The following is a 15095-nucleotide window of genomic DNA, read 5'->3' on the forward strand; positions in this document are numbered from 1 at the left end:
AGTTTAAAATAAAGCGAAAAACACCCAAAAATAAGTGGAATTCCCACAGATTTCTCTTCATTATTGAATATGAGAACACCGGGATGGGACTTTGGTTTTACCCCGGCGCTCGGCGTACCGCGCCGGAAGTGTTCGCGCATCCGAAACGGCCCGCCGGCCGATATTCATTTTTTGCACGAAAGGAAAGCACGTGGAAGTCCTAGACCTTGCACGGTGGCAGTTCGGTATCACCACGGTTTACCATTTTATTTTGGTGCCGCTGACAATCGGACTTTCACCCCTTGTTGCACTGATGCAGACCAAATGGCTCCGCAGCGGAGACGAACGCTGGCTGCGGCTGTCGGAATTTTTCGGAAAAATTTTAGTTATTAACTTCGCCCTCGGCGTTGCCACGGGTATTGTGCAGGAATTCCAGTTCGGCATGAACTGGTCCCAGTATTCGCTTTACGTGGGCGATATCTTCGGCGCACCGCTCGCATTCGAAGCTCTGCTCGCCTTCTTCCTGGAATCCACATTCCTCGGAATCTGGATTTTCGGCAGAGGCCGGGTAACCCCGAAGATCCACACCCTTTCAATCTGGCTGTTTGCTTTGGGAACCAACATCTCGGCGCTCTTCATTCTGGCCGCAAATTCCTTTATGCAAAATCCGAACGGAGCCGTGTACAATCCCGAAAAGCACCGTGCGGAACTGGACGGCGCACACGGATTCCTCTCCGTAATTTTCTCCAAAACATCGATGTATGCCTTCGCGCACACCATCACCGCCTCGCTGCTCGTGGCCGGCTCCCTGATTGCGGGAATCGCTCTGTGGTGGGTGGTACGCATGGTAAAGAAGGGAAACCGGGAAGAAGCCGAAACCTACTGGAAACCGGCGGCGCGTTTCGGTCTGGTAACCATGCTTGTCTCTTCGCTGCTGGTTATCACCACCGGGCATTTCATGGGGCAGCATATCTACCATGAGCAGCCCACAAAGATGATCGCCGCCATGGGTATCGCCCAGAGCGAAGAGTCCGCCCCGCTCGGACTGCTTCTCACCGGCACGGACCTGACCAAAGACTCCGTGGTCAAACTGCCGATTCCCGGCCTTGAATCTTTCATGGTCACAAACCATTTCTCGGGCCCGGAGTCGAAATTAACCGGGGCAAAGGAAATCAACGAACAGTGGCAGAAGTATTTCGCCGACGAATACGGTCCGCACCAAAATTACCTGCCCAACATCTTTGTATCGTTCTACTCCTTCAGAATCATGATGATTCTCGGATTTGCCTCTCTGGCGCTGTCGCTGCTCGGCCTGCGCGCACTGCGCAAAGACCGTCTCCCGGCTTCCGGAAAACTGGCAAAGCTGTTTGTGGCAACGATTCCGCTGCCCTTTATCGCTTCTACTTTCGGATGGATTCTTACCGAAATGGGACGTCAGCCGTGGGTGGTATACCCGAATTTCAACTCCCAGCCGATGGCCTCCACCGCCCCTTCGGATCTGATCCATCAGATGACGGATTTCGGTGTTTCCCAAAACGTGCTCTCGGTGGAAGTGCTCCTCTCGATGGTTCTTTTCACCGTGCTCTACGCCGTTCTCGGTGTCGTGTGGTTCGTGCTTGTCAAACGGTACGCGGTCGAGGGAATCAATCCGCAGCAGGCTCTCCGCACCGAAATGATTGATACCGCAAGCCCGAACGTAAAGCTCAGCTTTGCATACTGAGGAAAGAAAGGATAACAGACAATGGATCTTTCATTCTTGCAAATTCTTTGGTTCATCCTCATTACCGTACTGTGGATCGGATACGTCACCCTCGAAGGCTTCGGCTTCGGATCCGGGATGCTGCTGCGCATTTTGCCCAAAAACGCGAAAGAACGCCGTCTGATAATGAACACCATCGGACCGCACTGGGACGGAAACGAAGTCTTTCTCCTCACGGCCGGCGGCGCCACGTTTGCCGCTTTCCCGGGTTGGTACGCAACTATGTTCTCCGGAATGTATACGGCGCTTGTTGTGGTACTTCTGCTGCTGATTGTGCGAATTTGCGCAATTGAGTGGCGGGGAAAGATCAACTCCGAGAAATGGCGCAACACGTGGGACAATCTCCATTTCGGAGCTTCCTGGCTGGTTTCCATTCTCTGGGGTGTGGCTTTCGCCAATCTGGTACAGGGAATGCGGATCGAAGTAGGCGAATACCGCAACGGTACCTTCACCGCCGCCGATCCGTCTGCGGTGGACAGTGCTCTCGGTGCGGGCGCACACCACTTCCTCACCGGAGGATTCTTCTCCCTGCTGACTCCGTTCACGATTCTCGGCGGAGTGGTTGTCTGCTCTCTGTTCCTGACGCACGGAGCGCTCTGGCTGTCCCTGAAAACACAGGGAGATTTCCGCCGCCGCGCACTGGCTTTCGCATGGAAATCCGGTCTGGCCTCCACGGTATTCACCGCTGTCTGGGCGCTGTGGGCACAGTTTGCCTATGCCGTCGGAATTCAGTCGTGGATCCCGCTGCTGATCGCCGCGGTTCTGCTTGTCGTCACCGAACTGCTCGCGCTGAAAGGCAGCGGAAAGCCCGCTTTCTTCACCCATTTTGCGGCACTGGCGGCCGCGGTGGTGTTTATCTTCACCACATTCGGGGCAAACGCGCTGAAGTCCTCGGTCAATCCCGCCTACAACCTCACTCTCGCGCAGGCATCCGCCACGCAGCCGACGCATATTGTAATGCTGGTTCCCGTGGTACTGTTCGTGCCTGTTGTGCTGGGTTACACGGCATGGGCATACTGGGTATTTTCAAAGCGTCTGAGTGTGGACAATATCCCCGAGGAATCCGCCGGACTCGATCTGCACAGGATTCGCTCATTCGAAACCGCTAAGGCGTAAGTTCCCGCAGTGTATTGCCGGGCATGGGCTGCTCCCCGAAACCGTTGCGCGCGACCGGTTTCGGGGAGCAGCATTTTCAAAAACGCATTTTCCTTTTTCCGCGCTCTTTTCGGAACTTTTCATTAACTGTTCCAAATTAAAACCGGTTAAATTTTCCCACTTCGGAAAAGCCACTGTAGACTGAAATTAACCCTATCGGAGGAGGCTTTGCTTCGTGAAACCGTTCGATCCCAGGCTGCTTAAATACGCTGCGCAGACACGTAAATATATTGCATTTCTGGTCGCTGTGGGTTTTCTTGCCACTCTTCTTGTGGCAGTGCAGACGTTTCTGATTTCCGACGCACTGTCATCCGTTTTTTACCACCGCGCGGCACCGCAGACAACCGCGCGGGCTGCAATCGGCGTGGGAGCCGTATTCCTTCTGCGCGCCTGCCTCCACTATCTGCAAAACTCCGTCGCACACCGATCTGCGCTGCGGGTGATTGGCGCGCTGCGGGAAAAAGTGCTCACCCATGCCGCTGCTCTCGGGGAACGGTGGCTTGCGGAAGGAAATACCGCCGCCGCAGTTACGCTCGTTACCCGCGGTCTGGATGATCTGGAAGCCTACTTCGTATCGTTTCTTCCCCAGCTGTTTCTCTGTGCCACCGCCATGCCGATGCTGCTGCTGATTATTTTTTGGCTCGATTGGATTTCCGCGCTCACAGTCATTTTCTGCATCCCCCTGGTGCCGCTGTTTATGATCCTGATCGGAAAAATGACGGCAAACTACTCCCAACAGCGGCTCGCCGCCATGCAGCAGCTGGGATCGCAGCTGCTCGACCTGCTGGCGGGGCTGACCACGCTGAAAGCCGTGGGACGGGAAATGGGTCCGGAAAAGAAAGTCCGCGAGCTGGGAAACGCTTTCACCGAAAAAACCATGCAGACTCTTTACGTCGCTTTTCTCTCCGGTGCCGCCCTCGAATTTATTACCACGCTCTCCACGGCGATTATTGCCGTGGAAGTCGGATTCAGAATGGTTGCGGGGCAAATGCTGCTCTTTGAAGGTTTGGCGGTCATTATGCTTACCCCGGAAGTGTTTAAACCCCTGCGCGAAGTAGGCACACAGTTTCATGCCTCCGCCGACGGAGTCGCCGCCGCCGAAAAAACTTTCGGGATATTGGAAATTCCCCTTACGCCGCATTCCGGAAAGAAGCCTCTGCCCGACCCGGACACTGCCGTGATCCGTTTCCGCGATCTGTGCGTCTATGCCCCGCACCGCACCACCGTTGCGCCCGCACACCTGAATGCGGAAATCCTTCCCCGCCGAGTAACAGTACTGAAAGGCAAATCCGGAGCGGGAAAATCCACTGCCGTCAGCGTACTCCTCGGACTGCTGAATCCCGATTCCGGAACGGTGACTGTCGGCGGAATTCCCCTGTCTGAGCTGGATCTGCATTCGTGGTGGGAACAAATTGCCTGGGTACCGCAGCGTCCCGCCCTGGTTGCGGGCACGGTTGCCGAAAACATCGGCGTTTCCGACCCCGAAAAACTCGCCCGCGCCGCACACCTGACGGGTTTTGATGCCGTACTCGACACTCTTCCGGCAGGATGGGAAACACCGCTCGGACAGGGCGGAGTCGGCCTGTCCGTCGGTCAGCGCCAACGCCTGGCCCTCACCCGGGCGCTCGTTTCCGGGAAAAAAATTATTATCCTTGACGAGCCTTCGGCACATCTGGATTCCGTCAGCGAAGAATATATTCTCAACACCGTTTCCCTGCTCAAATCCCGCGGACACACGGTGATCGTAATCGCCCACCGCAAAGCAGTGGAAAAACGGGCCGACAGTATAATCACGGTCTGCTCGGCAACACGCACAGAGCAGAGTGACAAAGGATCAAAGGAGCCCGGAAATGCCCTTCTTCCTTTCTGAAAATGAAAGAAAATACCTGGTCAGAGCGCTGAAACTGTTGCAAATCAGAAAAAGGCGTTTTCTCCTTGCCGTTTTGTTCGGCACCTGCGCACTCGGTTCGGGGATCGGTTTGGGCGCCGTTTCCGCCTGGCTTATTGCCCGCGCCGCACAGCTTCCCTCCGTTTTGGAACTGACCGTTGCCACTACCGCCGTGCGTGCCTTCGGTGTGGGAAAGCCCATTTTCCGTTACCTGGAACGGATTTTCTCGCACAGGGTTGCGTTAGCGGGAATGGGGACAATCCGCACACACGTCTATGAGTACCTTTCCCATGCGCCCATCGGCGCCGTGGCGGGCATCAAACGCGGCGACCTGCTGGCCCGCACCGGCTCCGACGTGGACGACCTGGGCGAAGTGGTCGTAAAATCAATGCTTCCCGCGGCTGTTGCCGCAACGACTTCCCTGCTCTCGTTTTGCATCGTATTTTCCATCTCCCATACGGTGGGAGCCGTATTCGCCCTGTGCCTGCTCGGCGCGGGTATTTTCGCTCCCCTGTCTGCCGCCCGCGGGGCAAAAATATCGGAGGCCGAACGTGTGCGTGCCCGCAGCAGACTGAACGTTATTGCCCTGACAATGCTGGAGCATACTTCGGAACTGAAAGTAGCCGGAAAATTTTCCGTTCTGCAAAAAGAACTGGCACAGACCGAATCGCAAATCCGCGCCGAACGCAACAAATCCGCGCGGGCAAACGCCCTGGCGGCGGCGATAGACGTAATCGCACTCGGAATCACCGTCGTATCTGCCATCGTGCTCGGAAGCATGGAAGTTATGAACGGGCAGCTCTCCGAAGTCGCTCTGGTGGTGTGCACCCTCACCCCGCTTGCCGCCTTTGAAAGCACGCAGAGACTTTCTCCTGCCGCCATCGGTCTGGTTCGCTCGGCAAATGCCGCGGAACGCATTATCCGGCTGCTCGATGCGGCAAAGAACGAAAGCCCCCGCGCGGCGGAACAGACCTTTTCCCTTTCCGCCCCGCCGGTTCTGAAGGCAGAAAATCTGACCGTGGGCTGGGGCGGAAAAGATGTGGCCGGACCGATCGATCTTGAGCTGCGTGCGGGAAAGGCAATTGCGGTTGTGGGTGCTTCCGGCATCGGAAAAACAACGCTGCTCTTTACGCTGGCGGGAATGCTCGAACCCCACGCGGGCAGCGTCACTCTCAACGGCGTCCCCACGGCACGGATTCCCCGAAAAGACATTTCCCGCAGCCTCGTGCTCACCGCGGAAGACGCACATATTTTCGAGACCTCCGTTTTGGAAAATCTCCGTGTGGCGCGGGGAAACCTCACGGCGGCGGAAGCCGGGGAACTGCTGGCCGACGCCGGTCTGAAGAAGTGGCTGGAACAGCTGCCCGAAGGCGTGCAGACGCTGATCGGATCCGACGCCGCCACCGTCTCCGGAGGGGAACGGCGGCGTCTGCTGCTCGCCCGGTCTCTGGCGGCAAATGCTCCGTTCCTCCTTTTGGACGAGCCGGGGGAACATCTGGATCCCGCGGCGGCAGACGCTCTGATCACAGACTTTCTGCAGCTGCGCCGAAAAAACCGCGGCGTGATTCTTGTCACCCATCGTCTGCGGCCTTTGGACGCGGCGGATGAAGTGATATTTCTGGCCGGATCCCCCGCCAAAATCAGGGCACGCGGCACACACCGGGAGCTGTCGGATACCGTTTCGGACTACCGCCGGGCATTGGAACAGGAAGAATAAATCATGAAATCCGAATCATCCCTTCTGGACGTAATCACAAAGTCATTCGAGCTTACAGGGACACTGGAACGTTCCACGGCACTGCAGTATTTCGTGGACTCGGCCTGTGAGCTTACCGGCGCGAAATACGCCGCCCTGGGCGTTTTGGACACGCACGGCGACACCATCGAATTCTATTTTTCCGGACTCAGCGAAGAAACAGGAAAAATGATCGGTTCCCCGCCGAAAGGACACGGCGTTTTTCTTGACATTCCGCGCGACGGGGCACTGATTGTCAACGATTTGGGGCAAAATCCCAAATACGGCGGTTTCCCCGAGGGACATCCTACGATGAAGAACTTCCTGGGCGTCATCGTTCCCGTCAACGAGCAGGTTTGGGGCAGACTGTATCTGACGGACAAACCCACCGATTTTGACGGATCGGACGCGAAAAACATGAGACTGCTCGCCCGCGCGGCCTCCATCGCCGTACAGAATTCACACGAGTATGCCACCTCGCAAAACCGTGCCAGGTGGCTCAACGCCTCCCAGAATATCGTTTCTTCCCTGCTGGAAGGCTCGGACGAGGAGGAGGCACTGCAGGTTATCACCGACCAGATGCTGCAGGCCTCACGGGCGGAAATCGCCTTAATGGTTCTGCCTTCCATCAACGACACATGGGTCTGCGAAATCAGCGCGGGCAAAGGCTCGGCAAAATTCCTGGGAATCCGGTTTCCCGAAAACGGACGCGCCCGCACCGTGATCCGCGAACAGGCCGGAATGGTTATCGATTCGATGCAGCGTCTTTCCACGATTCGCCTGACACAGCTGCGGCAGTTCGGTCCCGCACTGTATGCTCCCCTGATTTCGCAGGGAATCGGCAGAGGCGTGATTATTCTCTTCCGTTATCCGGGAGCTGCGGAATTCGATCTGCACGATCTGGCAATGGCGGAAAACGCGGCGCAGCAGGCGGCAATAGCCCTGGAACTGGCAGAGGCACGCCACGCAAAAGAACTTGCCGCGGAGCTCGACGAGAAAGCAAGAATCTCACGCGATCTGCATGACCTGGCAATTCAGCAGCTGTTTGCGTCGGGAATGCACATCACGGCAATTCGCGAAGATCCAAAGCAGACACTGAGCGATTCGGCAAAGAAAGCCCTGGACGAGGCAATTTGGGCGATCGACGAATCGGTTGGGCAGATCAGAAAAATAGTCCAGTCTCTGCGCGAGGATTCTTCGCCCGCCGCGGTTGTGGACCGTCTGCAACAGGAAGCCACGCTCGCCCTGCAGTCGCTCGGCTTTGCCCCATCGCTTCTGATCACCTGGAACACAGAGCCCGTCACGGAGGATTTTGATTTCACGCTGATTGACGACGCGATCGGCAGCGATATCGCCGACGACGTAGTTGCGGTGGTACGCGAAGGACTGAGCAACGCATCGCGTCACGCACACGCCTCTTCCGTTTTGGTTGAGGTATCCGCTTCCCCGGATAAAATCACGATCCGCGTGAAAGACGACGGCTCCGGGATCACGCATACCTCTTCGCGGCGCAGCGGGCTTTCCAATCTGGCTGCCCGTGCGCGCAGACACCACGGCACTTTCAGTATTCACAACAGACAGGACGTACCGAGCGGCACCGAAATGGTATGGAGCGCACCTCTGCGCTGAAATGCGCCGTACGGCGCATTCGGATAATTTCGCTCCCGCGCAAGTGCGCTACGCCCCGCAAATTTCGGTTAAAGGCTCAGTGCCTGTTTCTCCACCCGGAAGCTCTCTGCCCCGCTACCCAGGCAGTAACCTGGGTCCGGCGCTGCATGCCCATTTTTGCCAGCAGCGACGTAATATGATTTTTCACGGTTTTTTCGGCAACACCCAGTTTATCGCCAATTTCGCGGTTGGACATTCCGTCTCCGATCAGCTCCAGCACTTTTCGTTCCGAAGGCGTCAGATCGGCAGTCGGATCGTCATGGTCGGCACGCCGCCGGGTTACCGTGCGTTCATCCAAAAGCACCCTTCCGGCAGCCACGGCCTTAATGACTTCCGTTATTTCGGCACCGCGCACCGTTTTCAGCAGATACGCTTTTGCGCCTGCCGCCAGGGATTCGGCCAGGGCTTCGTCGTCGTCGAAAGAAGTGAGCACCACGCAGCTGGTTTGCGGGGAGCGTTCCTTTACCTGTTCGATAATGTCGATTCCCGTGCCGTCGGGAAGCCGCAGATCCACCAGGGCCACATCGGGATTCATCAGTTCACAGCGCCGTACCGCCTCGGAAACCGATCCGGCTTCGGCAATCACCTTCAGACCCTCCGCGCGTTCCACCACCTCGCTGATTCCGCGGCGCACAACCTCGTGATCGTCAATAATCATCACATTGATGTTTTTTCTCTCTTCCACGGCTCTTCATCTCCCGTCTTTTTCTTTCCGACGTGACTGACACTGCGGGCAGTATGTTGAGGATCTGCCCATAAACGGTTCTTTCACTAGAAGTGTGCCACATCTTAAACACGGTTGCCCACTCCTGCCGTAGGCATTTAACGACCGTGCAAAATATCCCGCCCTGCCGGAGACGTTCACATACAGTTTGTCGAAAGACGTGCCGCCGCAGTCAATAGAGCGTTTCATAATCTCGCGCGCGGCGGCAAAAAGCAGATGCAGAGCGGAAAGCGAAAGCGTATCCGCTCTTCGTCCGCCGTTGATCCGTGCAGCCCACAGAGCCTCGTCGGCATATATATTCCCGATCCCCGAAACGAAATCCTGTGCCAGCAAAAGAGATTTGACGGCTCTGCGCCGTTTTTTCGCCTCCGCGGCAAGCCGGTCCAAATTCACTGCGGGATCCAATAAATCCCGTGCCGTTTTGCGCACCGACACCGGCAGGCAGAGGCTGTCGCTGCCGCACCCGGCGGGGAACCCGTCTGCCGCAGGGGCAACGCAGTCCAAATGCAGATAGCCGAACGTGCGCTGGTCCACAAAACTGACGGCCGTTCCGTCGCTGAGGGTAAGTCTTGCCCGCAGATGCGGAGAATCCACTTTTCCGATCCGAAACTGACCCGACATTCTCAGATGGGCCACCAACGCGCTGCCGGGAAAGAGAAACCAAAGATATTTTCCCCGACGCACCAGCGCTTCAATCCGCAGATTAAGGATGCCGTCCAGCCCCTCGGGATTAAAACGCGCCACGCGCGGATGAAACAGCCTTACTGCGGCAATCCTTTTCCCCTTCACGTACGGTTCAAGACCGCGGCGGATAGTCTCCGCTTCCGGCAGCTCGGGCATATTACCGCCCGTCCGTCCATTCACCGTCCAAAGAAACGCCGTTCTCCAGATGACGGTAGGCATTTTCGCACGCGGCAAGTTTTGCCGTTTTCTGCGACGAGGCTTCGCCTTTCCCCCATTCTTTTCCCGCCAGAATCACCGTTGCGTAATAGCGGCGCGCATGGTCCGGCCCTTCTCCCGTGATCCGGTAACTCACCGTACCCTCGATCCCTTTCCGCCGCGCAAGCTGCTCAAAAGAGGTACGCCAGTCATTTGCCGGTCCTGCCAGCACCGCACTGCGGATCAGCGGAGCAAGGTGGCGTTCCACGATTTTGCGTGTTGTCTCCATTCCGTGGGTCAGATAGGTTGCCGCAATCAGGGCTTCCACGCCGTCAGACAGAATAGAGGGTTTCCGGCGGTCACCGTTTTTTTCCGAACCGTTACCGAGTTTCAGGAAATCGCCCAGACGAATTTTTTCGGCCACCTGCGCCAAAGCATGTTCCGAAACACTGGCCGCCTTAAACTTCGTCATCAGCCCTTCGTCACAGTGCGGATAATCCGTGAAAATCCGCTCCACTGCGATCAGGCCCAAAATGGAATCGCCGAAAAATTCCAGGCGTTCGTTGGATCCCGTATCGTGTTCAAAAGCCCATGAACGGTGTGTGAGAGCCAAATCCAGAAGATCCGGATCGATCCGGCATCCCCAGGCCGCAAAAAGCTGTTCAAAATCGTGGGACTGCGTCATTGATCCCCTTCACTTTCCCGTTCTGCCTGCATCTGCAAAAACAGCCCGTCCAAAGCGGCAAAACGCGAATCCGGCAGGGTGTGGCTGTGATCGGCGGGCAAATCTTTCCACAGCTGTCCGCACCCGGAACACATTCCCCGGCAATCCGGCTCGCATACGGGAGTGAAAGGCATTGCCGATATAAGCGCGTCGCGCACAAGCGGTTCCAAATCCAGTGTGTCTTCCGAAATTACGGGAAAATCAGCCGCCTGCGTATCTCCCTGCGCCGTCAGCTCCCGCACGCGCTCGGGGAAAAATACCAATTCCGCCATATTTTCATTCATCTGCGCGGAAAAATCCCGCAGACAGCGCGAACAGCGGCCCCGTGCCGTTGCCCGCACCGTGCCGGAAACAAGAATTCCCTCCTGTGCGGAAGTCAGATTCAGATCCAAATGCACCTCACTGCCTGCGGGAATGGTATACAGCTCCACCCCGAAGCTCTCCGGCAGCCGCACATTGCGCACACAGCTGCGTCCTACTTCCCCGCGTTCCGGCAGATCCTGCACCTGAAGGACAAACGGATTGCACATTTTCATTTCTATTCCCTATCGCAAAACGTACCTGCGGACCGCAGATAAATCACAGTTCGGAGTCGTCGGCGGCAAACTCCGCAGTCTGTATATCGTCTGCATCCGCCGCGGAACTGTTTCCCGCCAATGCGTCGGCCGCATCCATGCGCTTCTTCTGCTCTTCGTCGCGGCGCCGGGCAAGCACCTGCCGGCCGGCGTCGATCTGCTGCCGCAGAGAATCCAGAGCCCGGGTTACATTATCCAATTCTCCGTACAGAGCGTTGATCTGCTCCGAAAGCGCATCCAACGCCGAATCCGAATACCTGTCCGCGCCGCGGGAAATACGGTTGGCTTTCTCCTTTGCCTCGTCCAGGATCTGTGTTGCCCGGGACTTTGCCGCCACAACAACCGATTCCCGCTCCGTCAGACGCCCGGCATCCTGCTTCGCTTTTGCCAAAATCTGTTCCGCTTCCGCGCTTGCCCTTTCGCGCACATTCCGTGCCCTAAACCGGGCGTCGTCCGAAACCTTCGCCGCGTCCTGCAGCACTTCGTCGGCACGCACAATCTGCAGCGGCATAATCTCGGCCGCCGTTTTCAGCATTTCCAGCATTTCCGATTTATTCACCAGAATCGAAGCGGAAAGCGGCATCGGTTTTGCGTTTTCAACCATTGCCGTCATCTCGTCGAGCAACTCCAAGATAGATTCAGCCTGCTCCGGCAGAGCGTTCTCATCCATTGTTTTTCACTTTCTCTTCCAGTAGCCGTGCTACGTTTACCGGTACCAAATCACGGATCGGTCCCCCGTGCAGGGCAACATCCTTCACAAAAGACGAAGCCACGTGCATGAGCGTGGAACTGCCCATAACAAAAATCGTCTCCACACCGCTGAGGTGGCGGTTCAAAAGCGCCATCGCCTGCTCCGCATCATAATCGGCAGGCCCGCGCAGACCTTTCACGATTGCATCCGCCCGGATGCTTTTCGCATACTCCGCCACCAAACCGTCAATTAATTCCACCCTGATATTGGGCAGAAAAGCAAGTGCCTCCCGTGCGGAAGCCAGCCGCTCGTCATCGGTGAACAGATACTTTTTCTTGGCATTGTGCGCCACCAAAACCACCACTTCGTCAAACATTTTACTGGTTCGCTCGATGACGTCCAAATGGCCGAAGGTAATCGGATCGTAAGAACCGGGGCAGATCGCAATGCTCATGTCTCCATTGTATTCCCGCTGCCGCAAAATTTCGCAGTCCACACTCCGGTATCCCCCCATTTTCGCCAATCGCAGGCACGCAGAAAAACGGGCCAGACCGGTTTGGGGTCGGTTGCCCGACGCTCCGCGACCACCAGCGAATCCGAAAGCAGGCAGGGGCGCAAAGCCTGTAAAATGTCGGTCAGGCACGCCTGCGGCAGATCATAAGGCGGATCAAGAAACACAAGATCGTAAGGGCGCGCAGGGTCGGCGGCACAGCCGGCAAGAAACGAAGATACTTTTTGCCCGACCACCTCGCACTGCGGGCCAAATCCCAGTTTTTCCGCATTTTCCGCAATTATTTTCACGGCGGAAGGAGCGCACTCCACGCATACTGCCCCCGCAGCCCCGCGCGAGAGAGCTTCCAGGGCGAGCGCCCCGCATCCGGAAAACAGATCCAAAACACGGCAGTCCGCAATATATCCCAGATGTTCAAGACGGGAAAACAGCGCTTCGCGCACTCTGCCCGAAGTCGGCCGCGTACCGGATTTCGGCACCCGCAGACTCCGCCCTTTTGCGCTGCCTGCCACAATACGCGTCATCATCATCCTTTCTCCAGATATCCGATGTCGGAAACGGATTCCAGTTCCCGCACCGCCCGGCGCAGTGCCGGATTGCCGGCCTCCGCGGCGGACATACCCTCGGCCCCGCGGCGGGCTGCCAAAATAATATCGGCATCTTCGGCCACATCCAAAAAACGCAGCGCGGAATGCCGGCCCGACTGTTCGGTTCCCAGCACGTTACCCACCCGGCGCAGTTTCAGATCCTCCGCCGCCAGCAAAAAACCGTCCGATATGCGGGCAAAACACTCCAAACGCTTTGCGGCCTGCGTCTGCGGGGCGGCATCGTGGACCGCCAGACACAGTGCTTCGCGGCTGCCTCTTCCGATTCTGCCCCGCAGCTGGTGAAGCTGCGCCAGGCCGAAACGCTCGGCATCCAAAACAATCATCACCGTTGCCTCGGGAACGTCCACCCCCACCTCAATCACGGTCGTTGTGACCAGCAGCGGGGTAACACCGGAAGCAAAATCGTCCATGGCCTTTGTTTTCTGCGCGGAATCCATTTTTCCGTGCAGAATACCGATCCCCGTATCCGCAAACAGCGGCATTTTCGCAAGCATGGAAAACGCGCTCTCCACGGAAAACGGTTCCCGCGGCGGCACGGGAGCGGCCAAAGACGGCGGGAAAAGCTCCTCCGGCGGGCAATCCCCTTCCGAAGCGAAAGCGCTCTGCTCCTCTTCTTCCCCCGCGCCAATCCGCGGACAGACCACAAATACACGTCCGCCGGCGGCAATCTCCTCTGCCGCGCGCTGCCACATCCTCTCTCTCCAGCGTCTGTTGCGCAGCGGGACCAAAACCGTCTGAATCGGTTTTCTTCCTTTCGGCGCTTCTTTGATCACAGACACGTTCAGGTCCCCAAAGGCCGTCATTGCAACCGTGCGGGGAATCGGAGTGGCCGTCATTACCAGCAGATGCGCGCCGCCGGCGAGTCCGGCGCGCTGGTCGACACCGAAACGGTGCTGTTCGTCTATCACCGTCAGCCCGGGGAAAGGCAGACGGATATTGTCCTGCAGCAGCGCATGTGTGCCGACAATAAGACGGGAAGTGCCGCTTTCTATCCGGCGCAGCACGGATTTTTTCTCTTTTTCGGGCATTGAGCCGGTCAGAAGATCAATGCGCAGCTCTTCCCCTGCTTCGCAGATTACGCCCGGCCGGCGCTCTCCGAGCATTTTCCCGATTGCCTCAAAATGCTGCCGTGCCAAAACTTCCGTAGGGGCAAGCAGTACCGCCTGCCGGCCTGCGTCCGCCGCCCGGAGCATGGCATATAGGGCAACGGCCGTCTTCCCCGTGCCCACATCACCCTGCAGCAGCCGGCGCATGGGCCTTTCCTGCGCCAAATCCGCACTGATCTGCGCGATTACCTGTTTTTGGTCTGCGGTAAGCCGAAAAGGAAGACGGCTTTGAAAACGGGAACACAGACCGTTTTCCCGCGGCGGACAGGCGGGGGCGCGCCGGCGGTCGGCCTGCGCACGGCGGTCGGCCAAAAACGTCTGCAGCACAAACGCCTCTTCGTATTTCATGCGCTTCAGTGCCGCCGCCCACGCCTCATCCGTAGGGGGCTGATGAAGATCGTGAATCGCCTGCGCCCTGCCGGGCAGGGAAAAACGCCCGATATAGCTCTGCGGCAGTATCTCCGCCATGGTCTGTTCCGTAACCCGGGGCAGGATCAGCGCCAGCGCCTGTTTTATTCTCCACGGGGGCACTTTCGCCGCCGAATGGTAGATGGGAATCGGTGCGGCAACGGTCTGTCTGTCCACGTCCCCGGGGGAATCGGGAATTTCGTATTCCGGATGGGTCAGCTGCAAAGATCCCCTGTATATGCCGACCGTGCCGCAAAACAGAGCCTGCCGGCCGGGGGAAAGACGCTGCAGATGGTATCTCAGCGGACGCTGCGTGCGGGCAAAAAACGTCAGCTCCAACTCATGTTCGCCGTCGGAAACCGTCACGTTCAAAACAAATCCCGCGCGGGTGTTCATCGGACGGATCCGGGCGGAAAGCACGCGGGCCAGCACTGTTACCGATTCTCCTTCGCGCACCCGGGCAATCGGCATCAGTTCCCCTCTGTGCGCGAGACGAAACGGAATATGGCCCAGCAGATCCCCCACCGTGTGCAAATCCAGTTTGGCCAGCGCCTCGGCGCTGCGCGTTCCCAAAACCCGGGCAAGGGGGGAAGCGAAAAAATCCCTGCCTTCCGAGACAAGCGCATTTACTTTTTTCTCCATATTATCGCCCAGACGTTACAGATATACTTTCACAAGCATAGCA

The 15095-nt window shown here is 57.5% G+C and carries 13 protein-coding genes; 5 read left to right on the plus strand and 8 right to left on the minus strand.

Annotated features, from left to right (window positions below; genetic code table 11):
• The first annotated feature begins 190 nt into the window (after nt 1-190).
• From HMPREF1631_RS02140 to HMPREF1631_RS02160, 5 genes are all read left to right on the plus strand, one after another.
• A complete protein-coding gene (locus HMPREF1631_RS02140) occupies nt 191-1699 on the plus strand; it encodes a cytochrome ubiquinol oxidase subunit I (RefSeq protein WP_034231862.1) in 1509 nt (502 codons plus the stop codon).
• Between the two features lie 21 nt (nt 1700-1720).
• Entirely contained in the window at nt 1721-2854 is a 1134-nt protein-coding gene (cydB, locus tag HMPREF1631_RS02145) for a cytochrome d ubiquinol oxidase subunit II (protein ID WP_034231863.1), read from the plus strand.
• A 214-nt stretch (nt 2855-3068) separates the two neighbouring features.
• On the plus strand, nt 3069-4763 hold the full coding sequence (cydD, locus tag HMPREF1631_RS02150; RefSeq protein WP_052046961.1) for a thiol reductant ABC exporter subunit CydD: 1695 nt from the start codon (nt 3069-3071) through the stop codon (nt 4761-4763).
• Nucleotides 4744-6498 (plus strand): thiol reductant ABC exporter subunit CydC, encoded by a 1755-nt coding sequence (gene cydC / locus HMPREF1631_RS02155; protein WP_034231864.1) that lies wholly within the window; start codon nt 4744-4746, stop codon nt 6496-6498. The genes cydD and cydC overlap by 20 nt, the downstream gene beginning before the upstream one ends.
• A gap of 3 nt (nt 6499-6501) precedes the next feature.
• Nucleotides 6502-8145 carry a GAF domain-containing sensor histidine kinase gene (locus HMPREF1631_RS02160; protein WP_034231866.1) on the plus strand — a complete coding sequence of 548 codons (1644 nt, stop codon included), beginning with the start codon at nt 6502-6504 and terminating at the stop codon, nt 8143-8145.
• Between the two features lie 76 nt (nt 8146-8221).
• Here HMPREF1631_RS02160 and HMPREF1631_RS02165 read toward each other — a convergent pair whose 3' ends face one another.
• From HMPREF1631_RS02165 to HMPREF1631_RS02200, 8 genes are read right to left on the minus strand one after another with little or no spacing between them, the layout of a single operon-like run.
• Entirely contained in the window at nt 8222-8842 is a 621-nt protein-coding gene (locus HMPREF1631_RS02165; protein WP_052046979.1) for a response regulator transcription factor, read from the minus strand.
• A 33-nt stretch (nt 8843-8875) separates the two neighbouring features.
• A complete protein-coding gene (mutM, locus tag HMPREF1631_RS02170) occupies nt 8876-9748 on the minus strand; it encodes a bifunctional DNA-formamidopyrimidine glycosylase/DNA-(apurinic or apyrimidinic site) lyase (RefSeq protein WP_034231871.1) in 873 nt (290 codons plus the stop codon).
• A 1-nt stretch (nt 9749) separates the two neighbouring features.
• Nucleotides 9750-10472 carry a ribonuclease III gene (gene rnc / locus HMPREF1631_RS02175; RefSeq protein ID WP_052046962.1) on the minus strand — a complete coding sequence of 241 codons (723 nt, stop codon included), beginning with the start codon at nt 10470-10472 and terminating at the stop codon, nt 9750-9752.
• Nucleotides 10469-11041 (minus strand): DUF177 domain-containing protein, encoded by a 573-nt coding sequence (locus tag HMPREF1631_RS02180; protein WP_232215396.1) that lies wholly within the window; start codon nt 11039-11041, stop codon nt 10469-10471. The genes rnc and HMPREF1631_RS02180 overlap by 4 nt, the downstream gene beginning before the upstream one ends.
• 49 nt (nt 11042-11090) lie before the next feature.
• The gene (locus HMPREF1631_RS06750) at nt 11091-11756 is read right to left on the minus strand and encodes a hypothetical protein (protein ID WP_052046963.1); all 666 of its coding nucleotides are present in this window, start codon (nt 11754-11756) and stop codon (nt 11091-11093) included.
• On the minus strand, nt 11749-12231 hold the full coding sequence (gene coaD, locus HMPREF1631_RS02190) for a pantetheine-phosphate adenylyltransferase (RefSeq protein WP_034231874.1): 483 nt from the start codon (nt 12229-12231) through the stop codon (nt 11749-11751). Before coaD ends, HMPREF1631_RS06750 begins: the two co-directional genes overlap by 8 nt.
• A complete protein-coding gene (gene rsmD, locus HMPREF1631_RS02195) occupies nt 12228-12818 on the minus strand; it encodes a 16S rRNA (guanine(966)-N(2))-methyltransferase RsmD (RefSeq protein ID WP_232215397.1) in 591 nt (196 codons plus the stop codon). The genes coaD and rsmD overlap by 4 nt, the downstream gene beginning before the upstream one ends.
• Entirely contained in the window at nt 12815-15052 is a 2238-nt protein-coding gene (locus tag HMPREF1631_RS02200) for an ATP-dependent DNA helicase RecG (RefSeq protein ID WP_034231877.1), read from the minus strand. Before HMPREF1631_RS02200 ends, rsmD begins: the two co-directional genes overlap by 4 nt.
• Between the last annotated feature and the right edge of the window lie 43 nt (nt 15053-15095).

Origin of the sequence: Arcanobacterium sp. S3PF19, assembly GCF_000758825.1 — a bacterium.
In the GTDB taxonomy this organism is placed as follows: Bacteria; Actinomycetota; Actinomycetes; order Actinomycetales; family Actinomycetaceae; genus Arcanobacterium_A.